This window comes from Flavobacterium pectinovorum, assembly GCF_022802975.1.
Lineage (GTDB): Bacteria > Bacteroidota > Bacteroidia > Flavobacteriales > Flavobacteriaceae > Flavobacterium > Flavobacterium pectinovorum_B.
This window is the reverse complement of sequence record NZ_JAFEVZ010000008.1, coordinates 44,092-62,000: the sequence shown is the minus strand read 5'-3', so window position 1 is coordinate 62,000 and position 17,909 is coordinate 44,092. Positions and strand designations below refer to the sequence as shown.

19 protein-coding genes are annotated in these 17,909 nt (G+C 32.4%); 14 read left to right on the top strand and 5 right to left on the bottom strand.

The features are described 5' to 3' along the window. The first annotated feature begins 10 nt into the window (after window positions 1–10). Window positions 11–1,378 carry a 30S ribosomal protein S6--L-glutamate ligase gene (rimK, locus tag FLV_RS12790; protein ID WP_243234367.1) on the top strand — a complete coding sequence of 456 codons (1,368 nt, stop codon included), beginning with the start codon at window positions 11–13 and terminating at the stop codon, window positions 1,376–1,378. Window positions 1,379–1,483: 105 nt separating this feature from the next. Then, window positions 1,484–1,999: a DUF421 domain-containing protein gene (locus FLV_RS12785; protein ID WP_243234360.1), complete on the top strand. Its 516-nt coding sequence runs from the start codon at window positions 1,484–1,486 to the stop codon at window positions 1,997–1,999. A gap of 81 nt (window positions 2,000–2,080) precedes the next feature. Here FLV_RS12785 and FLV_RS12780 read toward each other — a convergent pair whose 3' ends face one another. The 3 genes from FLV_RS12780 to FLV_RS12770 all read right to left on the bottom strand — a co-directional run bounded on the left by FLV_RS12780 (window position 2,081) and on the right by FLV_RS12770 (window position 4,901). Next, the gene (locus tag FLV_RS12780) at window positions 2,081–2,530 is read right to left on the bottom strand and encodes a hypothetical protein (protein WP_243234358.1); all 450 of its coding nucleotides are present in this window, start codon (window positions 2,528–2,530) and stop codon (window positions 2,081–2,083) included. 223 nt (window positions 2,531–2,753) lie between these two features. Continuing rightward, window positions 2,754–4,103: a DEAD/DEAH box helicase gene (locus FLV_RS12775; protein ID WP_243234357.1), complete on the bottom strand. Its 1,350-nt coding sequence runs from the start codon at window positions 4,101–4,103 to the stop codon at window positions 2,754–2,756. Window positions 4,104–4,298: 195 nt separating this feature from the next. After that, window positions 4,299–4,901: an NUDIX hydrolase gene (locus FLV_RS12770; RefSeq protein ID WP_243234355.1), complete on the bottom strand. Its 603-nt coding sequence runs from the start codon at window positions 4,899–4,901 to the stop codon at window positions 4,299–4,301. A 7-nt stretch (window positions 4,902–4,908) separates the two neighbouring features. Here FLV_RS12770 and pyrE point away from each other — a divergent pair, with 7 nt between their 5' ends. The 3 genes from pyrE to FLV_RS12755 all read left to right on the top strand — a co-directional run bounded on the left by pyrE (window position 4,909) and on the right by FLV_RS12755 (window position 6,998). Then, window positions 4,909–5,553 (top strand): orotate phosphoribosyltransferase, encoded by a 645-nt coding sequence (pyrE, locus tag FLV_RS12765; protein WP_243234347.1) that lies wholly within the window; start codon window positions 4,909–4,911, stop codon window positions 5,551–5,553. 60 nt (window positions 5,554–5,613) lie between these two features. Next, complete coding sequence (locus tag FLV_RS12760) at window positions 5,614–6,006, top strand: SRPBCC family protein (RefSeq protein ID WP_243234345.1); 393 nt, start codon at window positions 5,614–5,616, stop codon at window positions 6,004–6,006. Window positions 6,007–6,329: 323 nt separating this feature from the next. Continuing rightward, window positions 6,330–6,998, top strand: a complete 669-nt coding sequence (locus FLV_RS12755; RefSeq protein WP_243234344.1) for a hypothetical protein — start codon at window positions 6,330–6,332, stop codon at window positions 6,996–6,998. Window positions 6,999–7,180: 182 nt separating this feature from the next. On the opposite strand, the gene FLV_RS12750 is transcribed toward FLV_RS12755, so the two are convergent. Beyond that, window positions 7,181–7,909 carry a biotin--[acetyl-CoA-carboxylase] ligase gene (locus FLV_RS12750; protein WP_243234336.1) on the bottom strand — a complete coding sequence of 243 codons (729 nt, stop codon included), beginning with the start codon at window positions 7,907–7,909 and terminating at the stop codon, window positions 7,181–7,183. Window positions 7,910–8,002: 93 nt separating this feature from the next. Here FLV_RS12750 and rsfS point away from each other — a divergent pair, with 93 nt between their 5' ends. The 7 genes from rsfS (at window position 8,003) to FLV_RS12715 (ending at window position 13,630) form a co-directional block, all read left to right on the top strand. Further along, complete coding sequence (gene rsfS / locus FLV_RS12745; protein ID WP_243234329.1) at window positions 8,003–8,374, top strand: ribosome silencing factor; 372 nt, start codon at window positions 8,003–8,005, stop codon at window positions 8,372–8,374. Window positions 8,375–8,392: 18 nt separating this feature from the next. Beyond that, window positions 8,393–10,318: an ATP-dependent zinc metalloprotease FtsH gene (gene ftsH, locus FLV_RS12740; protein WP_243234321.1), complete on the top strand. Its 1,926-nt coding sequence runs from the start codon at window positions 8,393–8,395 to the stop codon at window positions 10,316–10,318. Window positions 10,319–10,432: 114 nt separating this feature from the next. Next, on the top strand, window positions 10,433–11,038 hold the full coding sequence (locus FLV_RS12735; RefSeq protein ID WP_243234314.1) for a lactate utilization protein B/C: 606 nt from the start codon (window positions 10,433–10,435) through the stop codon (window positions 11,036–11,038). 1 nt (window position 11,039) lies between these two features. Next, on the top strand, window positions 11,040–11,930 hold the full coding sequence (locus FLV_RS12730) for a phosphatidate cytidylyltransferase (RefSeq protein ID WP_243234312.1): 891 nt from the start codon (window positions 11,040–11,042) through the stop codon (window positions 11,928–11,930). Next, window positions 11,920–12,573 (top strand): phosphatidylserine decarboxylase family protein, encoded by a 654-nt coding sequence (locus FLV_RS12725; protein ID WP_243234310.1) that lies wholly within the window; start codon window positions 11,920–11,922, stop codon window positions 12,571–12,573. The genes FLV_RS12730 and FLV_RS12725 overlap by 11 nt, the downstream gene beginning before the upstream one ends. Next, entirely contained in the window at window positions 12,574–12,843 is a 270-nt protein-coding gene (locus FLV_RS12720) for an acyl-CoA-binding protein (protein ID WP_243234308.1), read from the top strand. A gap of 7 nt (window positions 12,844–12,850) precedes the next feature. After that, the gene (locus tag FLV_RS12715) at window positions 12,851–13,630 is read left to right on the top strand and encodes a superoxide dismutase (protein ID WP_243234306.1); all 780 of its coding nucleotides are present in this window, start codon (window positions 12,851–12,853) and stop codon (window positions 13,628–13,630) included. Between the two features lie 82 nt (window positions 13,631–13,712). Here the strand turns inward: FLV_RS12715 and glmM are convergent, their stop codons facing one another. Continuing rightward, window positions 13,713–15,101: a phosphoglucosamine mutase gene (gene glmM, locus FLV_RS12710; RefSeq protein WP_243234304.1), complete on the bottom strand. Its 1,389-nt coding sequence runs from the start codon at window positions 15,099–15,101 to the stop codon at window positions 13,713–13,715. Between the two features lie 207 nt (window positions 15,102–15,308). Between glmM and FLV_RS12705 the strand changes: the two genes are divergently transcribed. Together FLV_RS12705 and FLV_RS12700 are read left to right on the top strand one after the other, a co-directional pair. Beyond that, window positions 15,309–15,893, top strand: a complete 585-nt coding sequence (locus FLV_RS12705; RefSeq protein WP_243234299.1) for an ACP phosphodiesterase — start codon at window positions 15,309–15,311, stop codon at window positions 15,891–15,893. A 208-nt stretch (window positions 15,894–16,101) separates the two neighbouring features. Beyond that, window positions 16,102–17,886 (top strand): chloride channel protein, encoded by a 1,785-nt coding sequence (locus FLV_RS12700; protein ID WP_243234297.1) that lies wholly within the window; start codon window positions 16,102–16,104, stop codon window positions 17,884–17,886. Window positions 17,887–17,909: the final 23 nt, after the last annotated feature.

Sequence of the window (17,909 nt, the reverse complement as noted above, 5' to 3'; positions counted from 1 at the left end):
AAAACAACGTATGCTTCAAAACAAAGTCATTTTAGGCAGTGAAGAATGGTGCTCATTTCCAGAACTTGGAATCCCTACAATTAAGGCTCGTGTAGATTCTGGTGCCAAAACTTCGGCAATGCACGCTATAAACATAGCTCCTTTTATAAAAAATGATGCAAATTGGGTAAAATTCGATATTAATCCAATTCAGAATAATATCAAAACCATCATTCATTGCGAAGCTCCGTTAGTTGATAAAAGAATTGTAAAAAGCTCAAGTGGTTTTAGAGAACATCGTTATGTCATTCAGACCAGTCTGAAAATTGGTGATGCAAAATGGCCAATCGAAATGACCTTGACTAATCGTGACTCAATGGGTTTCCGAATGCTTTTAGGTCGTGAAGCCATGAGCGGACGTGTATTAGTCGATCCAGAACAAAAATACCTATTAGGACAACCCACTACCGAGGCATTAAAAGAATTATATCAAAATTCAGAAAAAGCAAGTTCCGGTTTGCGAATTGGACTTTTAGCAAGTAATCCCGAATTATACAGCAATAAAAGAATCATGGAAGCAGGCGAAATGCGAGGCCACGAAATGCACTTCCTTAACATTAAGGAATGTTACATGAAACTCGATGCCAAAACACCTGAAATTCATTACAGAGGCGGAAAAATATTAAATCAGTTTGACGCTATTATTCCACGAATTAGACCAAGTATTACTTTTTATGGCTGTGCTTTAACACGCCAGTTTGAAGCTTTAAAAGTTTTTTGTTTAAATTCGGCTACAGCCATAACACAATCACGTGACAAATTATACTCATTACAATTGCTTTTAAATAGCGGGATTGATATTCCGACAACAGGTTTTGCCAATTCTCCGCTGGATACAGATAATTTAATTAAAATGGTTGGAGGTTCGCCTTTAATTGTAAAATTATTAGAAGGAACACAAGGAAAAGGAGTTGTTTTGGCAGAAACCAAAAAAGCCGCTGAAAGTGTGATCAATGCTTTTAAAAGCTTAAATGCAAACATTTTAGTTCAGGAATTCATTAAAGAAGCAAACGGAAAAGATATTCGCTGTTTTGTGATTGATGGTAAAGTGGTTGCTGCTATTCAGCGTGAAGCAATGCCGGGTGAATTCAGAGCAAATATTCACCTTGGCGGAACAGCATCAGTAATCAAAGTAACTCCAGAAGAAAAAAAGATAGCGATTAAAGCTGCAAAAGCGATGGATTTGAAAGTAGCCGGTGTTGACATTATTCGTTCTTCAAAAGGACCATTATTACTAGAAGTAAACTCTTCACCTGGTCTTGAAGGAATTGAAGGTGCTACCAATAAAGATGTTGCCGGAGAAATGATAAAGGCAATTGAAAAGAATTTCAAATTATAGAATCAATTTAATCACTTAAAGATCAAAATTTCAACATTACATTTTTAAAAGCTTCATCAAAAAACATATTTTGATGAAGCTTTTTTTTAACTTTAAAACAAAAACATGATCTTTCCTTATTTAGACATTATTTTAAGAAGTGCTGCCGTCTATTTTTTCATGACAATTGCTTTACGAATTTTTGGCAAAAAAGAACTTTCTCAGTTAAACACTGCTGATATTATCCTGATTTTACTGATTAGTAACTCCGTTCAAAATGCAATGGTTGGTCCTGATACCAGTCTTTGGGGAGGTTTGGTAGCTGCTTTGGTTTTGTTCATGATTAACTTTATAATCAAAAAACTGACGCACAAATATAAAATCCTCAACGATTTGCTTTTAGACAAACCAGAAGTCTTAATTCATGATGGAAAGTTAGATTTCAAAGCTTTAACTAAATTAGACATTTCTAAAGACGAATTGAAAGAAGCTATGCGAGAACATGGTTTAGAGCATTTTACAGATGTAAAGCTGTGCATGCTTGAAATTGACGGCACAATTAGCGTTATTTCTGAAGATAAAAAACATCTGAAACAAACTCATTACAAGCGAAAACATAATCATAAAAATTTTAGAAAATGATATTTCTAAAATTTCATGTGATACAAAAAAGGCTATTCATAAAACTGAATAGCCTTTTTTAACTCTATGTTTTTAAGTAAATTATTTTTGAAATAATTTATTAATCTGATCTTTTACGAAAGGTTCAGAAACATTGCTTGAACCAGAAGAAGCATCTTTGCTTGAAACCATAAACTGAACAGTAGATTTTTCAGGTAAAGTACTTCCTGTGTAATGCAACCAAATATAATTGTTAGGCAATTCTAATTTAATATCATATAATGGAGTTGCATTAAAACCATTCATAATGATACTGTAAAGACTTGCGTAATCGTTATTAACGTTTTTAAAAGAGAATTTTCTTAAACTTGAAGAATCTTCATCATCGCTCACAATACTAGTATAATAAACAGTATATTCATCTCCAATTTTTTGAATATAGTTGTTATTTACTTTTCCTAATTTTTCAACTGGAACAGTTTCAAGTACTTTAATTTGTGCAAATGAAACAAAACTAAAAAGCAAAACGGCAAGGGTAATAATCTTTTTCATAATGAATTTGGGGTTAATTTTTTCTACTATTAATGAACGCCGAAATTATGAAAAATTACTTCTAAAATCACTCTTTCATTAACATTAAATTGTGATTTTTATTCAAATTTATTTCATCTTAAAGCAAAAAAAATGCAACTTTTTAAAAATCAATAAATTACAATTTAAAAACCAAACAGAATGCTTTATTTTTTTTATCAAAAGATCAAAAAAATTATCAACATTAACGCTCTTCTTCTTTCTTAACAACCTTACGGGCGACTTCAATTTTAAATTTTTTACCTTTCATCTTCTCGTCCTTTATATTCTTAAGCAAGTCTTTTACTTTATTATATTTTACTGCTGCAAACGAAATAAAATCTTTTACTTCAATCAAACCTAAATCACCTTTTTCTAACTTTCCTTTTTGTGAAAAGAATCCAACAATATCAATTTTATTCAGTTTTGTTTTCTTTCCTCCACTAATATAAATCGTCTGAAATTCAGGTGGTTTTGGTAAAGTCGTGGCGTTTTCTACATTCAGGACTTCCATTCCGTAATCAATATAATCTAATTGCTTTTCACTTTCATGAACAATAATATAAGCTGTTCCAGAAGCCTGCATACGTGCTGTACGACCGTTACGATGTGTAAATTCATCTTCTTTTAAAGGCAAATGATAATGAATTACGTGTTTCATCTCTGGAATATCTAATCCACGGGCAGCTAAATCTGTAGTAATTAAATAACTTATACTTCCGTTTCTAAACTGAATCAATGCACGTTCACGCTCCTCCTGATCCATTCCGCCATGATAATAAGTAGCGTAAATCCCTTTTTCATTTAACGTATCACTAATACGCTCTGCGGCATCACGATGATTACAGAATATAATAGCCGACTGAGATTTTAAAGAACTAATCAAATTGAACAAACTTCCCAATTTATCTTTTGATGGCGAAACCACCATTTTCATCGAAAGATTCGTTTTTTCCTCTTCTTCAGGAATAAAATCTAAAACTGTTGGATTGATTACTCGTGTGTATTTTGGAATTTCGATATCTGAAGTTGCCGAAACCAAAACACGTTTATTCAATTTCGTAAGTTTCCCAATTATGTATGACATTTGCTCATGAAACCCCAATTGGAGTGACTTATCAAATTCATCCAGAATTAAAGTCTGAATTTTATCTGTACGAAAAGTTTCTCTGTCAATATGATCTGCAATTCTACCCGGAGTTCCTATCAGAACGGCTGGCGGATTGCTTAAATTTCTAGTTTCAGTATCAATTGAATGTCCGCCATAGCAAATATTTACTTTATAACTGGTTCCCATTTTTTTCCAAACTTGTTCAATTTGCAAACCTAATTCACGCGAAGGCACTAAAATTAAACATTGAACAGAAAGGATTTCAGGCTGTAATAATTCTAAAACCGGCAATAAAAAAGCCAGTGTTTTTCCTGATCCTGTCGGCGAAAGTAATAGAACATTATTTTCGTTTAAAACAGCATCATGTGCTGCATCCTGCATTTCGTTTAGACTGTTAATTCCTAAATTCGAAAGTATATTATTGGAATGGTGATTTTTATTCATTTTGCAAAAATAGTTAAAAAAAGTGGTTTCAAGTTTAAGGTTATTCTTGCTTTCAGGATTTTTAAGAGCAAAATGTGCAAATATTTTTTATAAAATCTCTGTCTGACTTTATTAAAAAATCAATTTCATTAAATATTCAAAAAATTAAAATATTCAAAATTTGGAATTTGACATTGCCATTGATTTTTGTAATTGTTATTTCAATTGACTTTCTTCTTCAAATAACAATTTAATGTTTTCATAAGAGTTTTTCAATGCCTCTTTGATTTGCTCAGGATTCAGCCAGGCTACTTTTTCGATACCTTCTTCAAGCTGGCCTTGTGGAGTTCCCTCAAAATCGGTGTGCATTTCAAACCAATGCGTGATTTTTAGTTTGTATTTTCCGTTGCGTTTAAAAACATGATACGTTTTTTGGAGTTTATTTGTAATTCGGAGTTGATTGACACCGGTTTCTTCTTCAACTTCCCGCATGGCAGTATTTTCAATCTCTTCTCCCTTTTCTGTTCCGCCTTTTGGCAAGTCCCATTTTCCGTTTCTAAAAATAAATAAAACCTCTCCCTTTTTATTATACACAAAACCTCCCCCTGCTTTATTTACAGGTATTTTGGCTTTTAGAGTCTTCATGATTTCCTTTTCGTCAGGATGGTACAAATATGCCTTTTGAATTTTATTTTGAAATATTTTCACAATAAGCTGCTCTATATCAATACTTTCTAACAAGAATAATTGAAAATTAGTCTCTCTTGAGATTTCATTTGTCAAAAAAAGTGGTTTGTCGTTCACAAAAACTTTATACATTTGTACTATGATTTTTAATAAAGATACCGCCGAAAAAACAGCAGAATTGCTTTTGCAAATAAATGCAATTAAATTGAATCCAGAAAATCCTTTTACATGGGCTTCCGGATGGAAATCACCTATTTATTGCGACAATAGGTTAATTCTTTCATTTCCTGTCATCCGAAATTACGTTCGTGATGAATTTGCGAAAAACATAGAAAAACAATTTGGAAAACCAGATGTTATTGCCGGAGTTGCCACAGGAGCCATTGGAATTGGAATTCTTGTTGCCGAAAGCCTTGGATTGCCTTTTGTTTACGTACGTCCTGAGGCTAAAAAACACGGAAGACAAAACCAAGTTGAAGGTTTTTTACAAAAAGGTCAAAACGTTGTTGTTGTAGAAGATTTAATCAGTACAGGAAACAGCAGCTTGATGGCTGTAGAGGCTTTACGCAATGAAGGTGCCAATATAAAAGGAATGGCAGCTATTTTCACCTACGATTTTGGTGTTGCCGAAGAAAACTTCAAGAATGCTAATATTGATTTATTTACCTTAAGCAACTACGAGAATTTACTTAATTTAGCTGTTCAGAAACAATACATCAGCGAAGACCAGCAAACGGCTTTACAAGATTGGAGCGTTAGTCCGTCAACTTGGAGACAGGAATAGTTTATAATTAAATCAACCTTAGTCACTTTACTGGAAAACAATAAAAAAACAATAAAACATATGAACTTAGAAAGTCCAAAAGTTACTGTTCAGAAATCAGCTCAGGAATTATTTGATTTACTGTCTGATGTAAAGAATTTCGAAAAATTAATGCCTGATAATATTGCTAAATTTGAAGTAATTGGCGAAGATGCTTTTATTTTTGGACTAAAAGGGATGCCGGAGATAAAACTTAAAATGAAAGACAAGATAGCTCCAAACAAAATTGTTTTGGGAGCTGCAAGTGATAAACTTCCTTTTACTTTAGTTTCAAATATTGATAGTGTTTCTGATTCAGAAAGCGCTGTTCAGTTATTTTTTGAAGGAGAATTTAATGCCATGATGGCTATGATGATTAAAGGACCAATAAGTAAGTTTATTGAAACTTTGGCTAACAACATGACCAAACTGTAATTATCCATTTTGATTTGAGAATTACCAATTATATCAAAAGTCTGATTTTCGAATCGGACTTTTTTTTTGATTGTTGCAGATTTATTTCTCACAAAGAACACAAAAGCGCAAAATTTAGAATTTTAATAAAGCATTCTCACGAAACATTGCAACGATCAGCCTGAAAAACGATACACAAAAAAACTTTAAATCTGTATCTCTCTTTGTAACTATGAACCTCCAAAAAAACAACTCATCCTCAGAAAAACACAATTGAGTCAGGATTTTTTTATCAAACCAATTTTTTGTGAGAAGTTTGAATCATTAAACTAAAACAAACCTAAATGGAAACAGTTATCCGAATCTTTATTTATATCCACGCCTTCTTTGGAGGAATTGGACTTGTTGCCGGAATGGCAAGCATTTTACTAAAAAAAGGAAACGTTTTACATCAAAAAGCAGGTAAAATATTTTCTGTTTCGATGATAGTGAACTCTTTGATTATTCTTCCGATTTGCTGGATGCCAAAACATCAGAACATTTTTCTTTTCCTTATTGGAATATTTACCATTTATCTGGTTCTTTCCGGAAATCGAGCTCTCAATTACAGATTTCAAACCAATGCCGAATGGATTGACAAATTACTTTCAGGAAGTATGTTATTTTTCTCTTTAATCATGCTTTTGCTTGGCGCTTACAGTCAAATAAACAATATTGTAAACGGAATTCTTTTTACAATTTTTGGAGCAATTGGAGCATATTTGAGTATTAAAGATTTTATTTTTTATAAGAATTTTTCAGTCAACAATAAAAAATGGCTGGTCAAACATGCCGGAATGATGACAGGTGCTTTTACTGCTTCTATAACTGCTTTTATTGTTGCCGGTCTTAATATTTCGAATTTAATTGTTTGGATTGCGCCTGGTATCTTAGGCGGAATTTATACTTTTTATTGGAGTAAAAAATTAAGTCCGAAGAAAAAACATCAACAAGAAAATGTATTAAGAAATTAATGCTAAATATCTCTCACAAAGACATATTTTTTTTTAATTTAAAAGGACATCTTCCGAAGCTTCGGGACGTTCAGCCTCACATTGGTTGCTGTTTAAAAAAAATCCGTATAAAACGGTTTGAAACTATAAAATTCGTGATTAAAAAATCTTAGAAACTCAGACTTCCGAAACTTAGAACCTTTTTAATAAAGCATCTGAATTTCCTTAATATCAAATTCCGATACTGAGTCATTTTCTAATAAAATCTGTAATTTTCCAATAGAAGAAACTCCCTGAATGATTCCCATGAAGTTTTGATTTTCCAGGTTTTTAAATGGCATTGGAACTCCTTTTCGAAATAAGGTATTGAAATATTCTTTCCAAAAGGCAGTAGAATTGGTTTCCCACAATTCTATATTTCTTTTTATTTTTTCAACGATTAAAAAAAGCAGAGAATTTTTATCAAATTCAACATTACAAACTACTTTAAGTGAAGAAGCATGGGGCAAATATTGAAAATTAGTCTGATTAACATTTAGCCCCAAACCAACTACTGACACGATTCTGCCATCACTTTTAATGGTATTCTCGATAAGTATGCCACCAATTTTCTTATTATATGACATAATGTCGTTTGGCCATTTTACACTTAAATCAGGAATATTTAATGCTTTTAATGTTTCAATTACAGCTAATGAAACTATAATACTCATATTAAAAACCTGTTCATTATCATACAAAAAATCCTTAACCAAGACACTCATAATTAAGTTCTTACCTGATTCAGACTCCCACTTCGCCCCCATTTGACCTTTCCCTTTTGTCTGATTTTCAGCCGTTATCACTGTAAAATTATCCAGTTCATCCTGACTTGATAACGCCTTAAGAAAGTCATTTGTTGAATCTATGGCATCGAGTTTGATTAGTTTCATTTAAATAATTTAAATAACTTAATTTAATATTTTGTTAAGGTTCAAAAATAACCACAAATTTTGGTAACTTTACAAATTCATATAAAATAATTCATGGCGAAAAAGACTATTAATAATGATGTTCTATTGGCGAACATAATCAAAGGGATTGAAGAAGTAAAAGGAAATGATATCGATATTCTTGACTTAAGAGAAATAGACACGGCAGTTTGTGACTATTTTGTCATTTGCAACGGAAGTTCAAATACTCAGGTTAACGCCATTGTAAACTCAATTCAAAAAACAGTATCTAAAGACTTAAAAGATAAGCCCTGGCATGTAGAAGGAACCGATAATGCCGAATGGGTTCTTATTGATTATGTACATATCGTGGTACATGTTTTTCAAAAACACATTCGTGAATACTACAATATCGAAAGCCTTTGGGGTGATGCCAAAATAACTACGATCGAAAACAAATACTAAAAGAAACTTTCTCTACTAATGGCTAAAGATAATAATCCAAATCCGAGTAAATTTAAAATAAGTCCCTGGTTAATATACACTGCAATACTTCTGGTTTTTTTATTTATAAGTTTTGCAACAGGAGGTTCTAATTTAAGCGAACCTGCTCAGTTAAAATCGTCTGACATTGACAACATGTTAGCCAAAGGGCAAATAAAAAATGTTATTATTTTCAATAATAAAGATGCTGAAATTTACCTTTCAGATGCAGCATTAAAAGACCCTGCGAATAAAAAAGTAGCCAAAGATATGTTTGACAACCCCAACAAAGGGCCTCATTACACTACTAAATTTGGTGATCTAAAATCTTTTCAGGAAAAACTTGACAAAGCTAAGGCAGAAAAAAAATTAGTCGATTATGACTTTAAAGAAGCAAGCAACTGGAGCGATATTTTAGTTAGTTTACTTCCTATCATCATCATCATTGGTGTATGGATTTTTATTATGCGTAAAATGTCCGGCGGAGGTGCTGGCGGAGGCGGGCAAATTTTCAACATTGGAAAATCTAAAGCTAAACTTTTTGATGAAAAAACAGACATCAAAACAACATTTAAGGATGTAGCAGGTTTAGAAGGTGCAAAAGAAGAAATCCAGGAAATTGTAGAATTTCTTAAAAACCCAGAAAAATACACCAATTTGGGAGGTAAGATTCCAAAAGGCGCTTTACTTGTAGGACCTCCGGGAACTGGTAAAACATTACTTGCAAAAGCTGTTGCAGGAGAAGCTCAGGTGCCTTTCTTCTCGTTATCAGGTTCTGATTTTGTTGAAATGTTCGTTGGTGTGGGTGCTTCACGTGTACGTGATTTATTCAAACAAGCAAAAGAAAAATCTCCTGCTATTATCTTCATCGACGAGATTGATGCTGTTGGTAGAGCGAGAGGAAAAAGTAATATGTCTGGCGGAAATGACGAAAGAGAAAACACTTTAAACCAATTACTAACAGAAATGGATGGTTTTGGTACAAACTCTAACGTAATTGTTTTAGCCGCAACCAACAGAGCTGATGTACTTGACAAAGCCTTAATGCGTGCTGGTCGTTTTGACAGACAAATTTTTGTTGACTTACCGGATATTCGTGAAAGAGCTGAAATATTTGCAGTTCACTTAGCTCCTATCAAAAAAGTAGAAGGTCTTGATTTAGATTTCTTAGCAAAACAAACTCCGGGATTTTCAGGTGCAGATATTGCAAATGTTTGTAACGAAGCCGCCTTAATTGCTGCCCGTAACAACAAAGCTGCAGTAGACAGACAAGATTTCTTAGACGCTGTTGACAGAATCATTGGAGGTCTTGAAAAGAAAAACAAAATCATTACTCCTGAAGAAAAAAGAGCAATTGCAATTCACGAAGCAGGACATGCAACTGTAAGCTGGATGCTTGAACACGCTGCTCCTCTTATTAAAGTAACTATTGTTCCTCGTGGACAAAGCTTAGGAGCCGCATGGTATTTACCTGAAGAGAGACAAATCGTTAGAACTGACCAAATGCTAGACGAAATGTGCGCAACAATGGGTGGAAGAGCTGCTGAAAAAGTAACTTTTGACAGAATTTCAACCGGTGCATTAAGCGATTTGGAAAAAGTGACAAGACAGGCTCGTGCAATGGTAACCATTTATGGCTTGAATGATAAAATTGGTAACGTTACTTATTACGATTCGACAGGACAAAGCGAATATAATTTCTCTAAACCATATTCTGATGAAACTGCAAAAATTATTGATGCTGAAATTTCAGAATTAATTGAAGGTCAATACCAAAGAGCCATTCAAATTTTAGAAGACAACAAAGACAAGTTAAATCAACTTGCCGATATATTGATTGAAAAAGAAGTTATTTTTAAAGATGACTTAGAAACTATATTTGGAAAACGTACTTTTGACAAAAATTTAGGAGAAGTAGTTTCATAAATTTTCAAGGAAAAGTTTAATATTTTTTAAAATCTTAATTCAAAAACCTCTTTTGAATTAAGATTTTTTTATCTTTGAACGTTTTCAATTAACATGTAAAGTATTTCATATAAAATGAGTTTTTTCAAAAAAATATTTGGTTCTGCCAATGCTTCATCTGATGAAGAGAATGAAAGCGAGTATGGAAACAATTCTGCTCCAAACAGTCATTTATCCATAGATGAACAATTCATTTTTAATTTTAAAAAGAATGGAGGGAAATTTTTGTATTGCGAAAACAAACAAGAAGTTGAAGAACAATTTGAAAATATTTTAGAAGAAAATGACTGGTTTGAAAGTGAAGCTTTATGCTATGAACCAGGGCTTTTTCAATTATTAGAAGAAAATAAACTGCTCTATATTTCACCAAAAAGCCCAAAGTTTTTATTAGCCTCCTGTGAAAATCTTATTGCTGATGAAGGATCCATTTTATTTTCATCAAAACAAATTAGACAAGACAAACCTAACGAGTTGCCAGCTAATATTGTTATAATAGCAACTACAAGCCAAATATTACCTATGAAAAGTGACGGCTTAAGCGCTATTAAAAGAAAATACGAAAGAGATTACCCTACGAATATTACCACAATTAAATATTTCGAAAAAGCAAAAGAAGAAGATTTTACTCAATACGGAAGTGTTGCAAAAAACTTATACTTATTACTCTTAGAGGACCTTTAAGATGAATGAAACACTCAAGAGAACCATTTCTGGTGCTGTTTATATCGCTTTATTACTAACTTCTATTCTGTTTTCGACCGAAAGCTTTATTATTCTTTTTGGTATTTTTCTAATTATTGCTATTTATGAATTCTGCAATTTAGTCAACCTCAATAAAACATTTTCAATTCTTTTTGGTATTATATTATACTCAGGTATTATATTAATAAGTCATTATAACAAACAGACCACATTATTTTTGGAAGACACATTTAATTCAAAATTAAATTTAAACACCAATATCCAACAATTAGATTTAATCCTGCTTGCTGTTACTCTTGTAATCTCAATAAAATGTATTTTATTTTTATTTTATGACAACGTGCAAAAAGTAAGTATTTCATCAAAATATTTGTATTTACTGGGATATGTTACTTTGCCTTTTTTATTTATCATTAAAATTTCCTTTGGTACCAATGATTACAATCCAAAAATTATAATTGGTTTGTTTATTTTGATTTGGACCAATGACACATTTGCCTATTTAGTTGGAAAATCCATTGGAAAACATAAATTATTCGAACGCATTTCGCCAAAAAAAACTATAGAAGGTTTTCTAGGCGGAGTAGTTTTTGCTGCTTTTGCAGGTTTCCTGATTTCAAAATTATACATTCAGCCCAATCCTGATTTCAGTAGCAGATCTATTTTAATTTGGACGATTATTGCTTTAATTGCCAGCATTTTTGGAACAATTGGAGATTTAATCGAATCTAAATTTAAAAGAATCGCCGGAGTAAAAGATAGTGGCGCCATAATGCCCGGACACGGAGGTGTTTTAGATCGACTAGATAGTGTTATATTTGTAGCACCCGTTATATTTTTATTTTATCAAATTTTATATTATGTTTCATAAAGAAGGAGGTCCATCCATTTTATTAGGTACTGTTTTTGCTGTTGCCGTACTTTTAATTGCTGACAAATTCATTGATATTTCATGGCTAAGAATACTTGTGCAAATTGCTGGTGTTATAGTTTTAATTATCATCTTACAGTTTTTTAGAAATCCTAAAAGAATTGCAATCAGAAATAGTGATCACATTCTTGCTCCGGTAGACGGAAAAGTTGTAGTTATTGAAGAAGTTTATGAAGGTGAATTTTTTAAAGACAAACGTTTGCAAGTTTCTATTTTCATGTCTCCTATTAACGTACACGTAACACGTTATGCGATGGATGGTATTATAAAATTCAGCAAATATCATCCTGGAAAATTTTTAGTAGCCTGGCATCCAAAAGCAAGTGAAGAAAACGAAAGAACCACTGTTGTAATTGAAAATGATTCTTTTGGACAAATATTATACAGACAAATTGCCGGTGCATTGGCACGCAGAATTGTAAATTATGCTCAGGAAGGAATGCAGGTCATTCAGGGTACTGATGCCGGTTTTATTAAATTTGGTTCGAGAGTAGATTTATTTTTACCTTTAGGTACTCCAATTAATGTGGTGTTAAACCAAAAAGCAGTTGGAGGTAAAACTATTATTGCTACAAAAGCTTAAATGACTAAAAAAGACTTAGATATTCGTTTTTCAGAAGCTGTAGAAACCGCTATGAAAATGACACAAGCTTCACTGCCGCAAGATGTGCAGTTAAGACTTTATGCATATTATAAACAAGCTACATTTGGAACTGCAGTATATAATCAATCTGAAAATTTTGATTTACGCGATGCATTCAAAACAAATGCCTGGATGCAAATTAGTCATATATCTATTGAAGAAGCTAAAGAAAATTATATTGAAATAATTAATTCATTAACATCAAAATAATTAAATCATGAAGAAAAACATCATACGTTTTACATTCACAGCTTCATTACTGATGTTATTTTCCTGTAATGACAATAAACTGACCGAAGTTGTTGAAGTTCCTTTACCTACAAAAGAAGAAAAAATCACAATAGGTATTCCTGCCGATGTAAAAGCAGATGAGGGTTCATTTGCTCTCACAAAACTCCCTTTTGCGTATGATGCTTTAGCACCTGCTATAAGATCATTGACTTTAGAAACCCATTATTCTAAACATTATTTAGGGTACACCAATAATTTAAATAAAGAAATTGTTTCGACTGAATTTGAAAATGCTCCCATTGAAGATATCCTAAAAAAAATGGATATGAACAATGCAAAACTTCGTCAAAATGCAGGAGGATACTACAATCACACCCTTTATTTTGATATTTTAACACCAAAAGAACAAACTCCAAAAGATACTTTAGCAGGTTCAATCAATAAAGAATTTGGATCTTTTAGTAATCTTACAACTCAATTTAAAAATGAGGCGACTAAACAATTCGGTTCAGGATGGGTTTGGCTGGTTGTAGACAGAGCAGGTAAATTGCAAATTACAACTACCGAAAATCAGGATAACCCTTTGATGAGAAACGCCCTGATACCAGGTACACCTATTTTAGGAATTGACCTATGGGAACACGCCTATTATCTGGATTATCAAAACAGAAAAGGCAGTTATATTGATGCTTTCTATAAACTAATCAATTGGGAAAAAGTAAACGAAAATTACAAAACCGCTCTGACTAAGGTTAAAAAGTATTAAAAAAATCCGATCTAAAAAAATAAAAAAGTTTGATGAAAATATTTTCATCAAACTTTTTTATTTGTACCAGGGATTCTAAAGCTTAAATTCCTGCAATTGCTTTTATTTCATCAATAATACGAAGAGCCAAAACATCTGCTTTTTCCTGAGACGAAGCTTCTGTGTAGATACGGATAATCGGTTCTGTATTTGATTTTCTTAAATGAACCCATTCCGCAGCAAAATCAATTTTGACACCATCAATGGTTGTAATATCTTCATTTTTATATTTTTCAGTCATGGCAACTAAAATTGCATCAACATCTATTTGTGGTGTCAGTTCAATTTTATTTTTACTCATATAATATTCCGGATACGAAGCGCGTAATGCCGATACTGACATATTTTTATTAGCCAAATGCGTCAAAAACAACGCTACTCCAACCAAACTGTCTCTTCCGTAATGTGATTCCGGATAAATAATTCCTCCATTACCTTCTCCCCCAATAATAGCATTATTTTTCTTCATTAATTCCACTACATTCACCTCGCCTACCGCACTGGCTTCATAGCTTCCGTTATGAAAATTAGTCACATCTCGCAACGCACGTGATGAAGACATATTTGAAACTGTATTTCCTGGAGTTTTGCTCAATACATAATCTGCACAAGCAACCAAAGTATATTCTTCTCCAAACATTTCGCCATCTTCGCTGATAAATGCCAAACGATCAACATCCGGATCTACTACAACTCCTAAATGTGCTTTCTCTTTAACTACCAATTCTGAAATATCGGTCAGATGTTCTTTTAATGGTTCCGGATTATGAGGAAAATGTCCGTTTGGCTCGCAATACAATTTTACGACTTCAACCCCCATTTGTTCTAATAATTTTGGAATAATAATTCCGCCTGAAGAGTTTACTCCATCAACAACCACTTTAAATTTTGCTGCTTTTACAGCTTCAACATCAACCAAAGGCAAATTCAAAACCTCGTCGATATGAATATCCATATACGCATCATTCACTGTAATTTCCCCTAAATTATCTACATCTGAGAAATCGAAAGCTTCTGCTTCGGCAATTTCAAGAATTTTTGCACCTTCAGCTCCGCTTAAAAATTCTCCTTTTTCATTCAATAACTTCAACGCATTCCACTGTTTTGGATTATGAGAAGCCGTTAAAATAATTCCGCCATCAGCTTTTTCTAATGGTACAGCAATTTCTACAGTTGGCGTTGTCGAAAGTCCAAGATCAATTACATTAATTCCTAAGCCAATCAACGTATTTACTACCAGATTATGAATCATTGGCCCTGAAATTCTGGCATCGCGACCAATTACAACGGTTAATTTTTCTTTTGAAGTATTATTTTTTAAAAAGGTTCCGTATGCCGATGCAAATTTCACAGCATCAACAGGAGTCAGGTTATCTCCTACTTTTCCACCGATAGTTCCGCGTATTCCTGAAATCGATTTTATTAAAGTCATTTTTGTGAGTTATAGTTATTTATTACAAATATAAAAAAGTTGCTGAGTTACTAAGAGGTTATAGCATTAAGATTTTAAAATAATCATTACATGTTAAGGACAAAAAACTACTATTTTTTTAACAAAAATGATTTAAAAAGTTTTTTATACATTTACAATGACGATCTTAGCTACTCAATTCCTTAGAATCTTAATACCTCAAAAGCAATGAATTTTCTTGCCCATATATACCTTTCCGGTGAAAATGATTTAATTAAAATTGGTAATTTCATGGCAGATGGTATTCGTGGAAAACAATTTGAGCATTTTCCTTATGATGTACAAAAAGGAATTATTTTACATCGATTTATCGATACATATACCGATTCTCATGACATTTTCAGGCAAAGTACCAAACGATTACACGAAAAATACCATCATTATGCCGGTGTAATTGTAGACATTGTTTACGATCATTTTTTAGCTAAAAACTGGACAAAATATTCTGATGAAAAATTAGAAGATTTTATCAATCGTTTTTACAATTCACTGCATGATAATTATGCTATACTTACTGAAAAAACACAGGACTTAATGCCTTACATGATCGAAAGAAACTGGCTTCTGAGCTACCGTACAGTAGAAGGAATTCATCAGATTTTAACTCAAATGGACCGAAGATCGAAAAACATATCCAAAATGCAATTTGCCAGCGAAGAATTAAAAGAATTTTATACTGATTTTGAAGATGAGTTCACTAGTTTTTTTGAAGACATTCAACAACAATCCAAACAAAAATTACTTTCCTTATAAAATCAAATTGATTCTATAAAACCAATATTTACCCATTATGAAAAAAATAAAAAAAAAAATCATATACTACTTTTTTCTACAAGAGAAGAAGCCTCTAAGCCTCCCATCCAGGATTTTAATTATTACAAAGATTTATAACTAAATCATCCGGATTTGAATGTTAAAGCCTAAATTTGCTATATCATATCCATAATTTTTCACAAACAAAATGCTTAATAAATATTTTAGAAAATTAGAAAGTATTATTTCTTTGGCTCAATCCTTAATGACTCCAAAGCAGTTTATTTTTTTATCAAGTGTTTTAATAGGTATATCTTGTTCATTTGCAGTAATTGTTTTAAAAACTTTTGCCCATAGTGTTTTTTCTTTTGCTACATATGTCAATGACATTTTAAAACTAAGTTTCATTCCCAGTATTTTTCCAATTATCGGAATTGTACTTACCGTTTTTGTTGTCAATAGAATATTAAACGGAAGTATTGAAAAAGGAACTTCTCAAATATTATATGCAGTAGCCAAGAAAGCCAGTATCATTCCTAAAAAACAAATGTATGCTCAAATCGTTACGAGTTCATTAACTGTTGGTTTAGGAGGTTCAGCCGGTCTTGAAAGTCCAATTGTAATTACAGGAGCAGCCTTTGGATCAAATTTCGCACAAAACTATAAATTACCTTATAAAGACAGAACTTTACTTATTGGCTGTGGTGTGGCAGCAGGAATTGCTGCTGCGTTTAACGCACCTATCGCCGGAGTTCTTTTTGCTATTGAAGTTTTATTGGTCGATGTAAGTATTTCTGCCTTCACTCCTATTATGATTTCAGCAGCTACCGGTGCTTTGGTTTCTGCCATTGTATTAGATGAAACCATTCTGCTATCTTTCAAAAAACAAGAAGCTTTTGATTATCATAACATTCCTTTTTATGTTCTTTTGGGAATATTGACCGGATTTATGGCTGTTTACTATGCCCGAAACTTTCAAAGAGTCGAGCATTACTTTTCGAAATTAAAAATGAATGCTTATCAAAAAGCATTATTCGGTTCCTCAATTCTGGCTTTACTTATTTTTATTTTTCCTACTCTTTTTGGAGAAGGCTATGAAAGCATCAGGACTTTATCAGAAACTGATCCTGGAAAATTATTAGACAATACTTTATTTGAAGACTTCAGAAATAATCAATGGATTTTGCTTCTTTTTGTTGGAACTACAATGATGATTAAAGTATTTGCATCGGGACTGACAATAGGAAGTGGCGGGAATGGTGGAAATTTTGCCCCATCTTTGTTTTTAGGCTCCTATTTAGGTTATTTCTTTTCAAAATTTATTACACTCATTGGATTGTCAAAATTACCTATTACTAATTTTACTATGGTTGGTATGGCAGGAATATTGAGTGGATTATTTCATGCTCCTCTGACAGCAATATTCTTAATCGCAGAAATAACAGGCGGTTACAGCTTAATGATCCCTTTGATGATTGTGTCTTCGATAAGTTTTGCAATTTCAAAACGTTTTGAAAAATATTCGCTTGATGTAAAAGGACTTGCCAAAAAAGGTCACGCTTTCACTAGCAATAAAGACTCTAATATCCTTTCGACTTTAGACATTGAAACAATAATTCAGTGCGATTATTTAACCGTTTATCCTGATGATAATTTAAGCAAACTGGTTGATCTTATATCACATTCTAATCAGGTAGTTTTTGCTGTTGTAAACAATGAAAAAAAACTCGTTGGTATTGTGCATTTTAATCATATTCGTGAAATTATCTTTAATACTTATCGGGTTAAATACACTCAAATCAAAGATGTAATGAAGACTCCTCCAGCTATCATTTATTCTTTTGACAGTATGGAAATTGTAATGAGTAAGTTCGAAAAATCTAAATCGGCATTTCTTCCCGTTATACGAAATGATAAATATTATGGCTTCATTTCCAAATCTATAGCACTTGAAGCCTACAGAACCAAACTCCGTTCAATGACAATTGAATAAATTTAATATCGGATAGTTGTTTT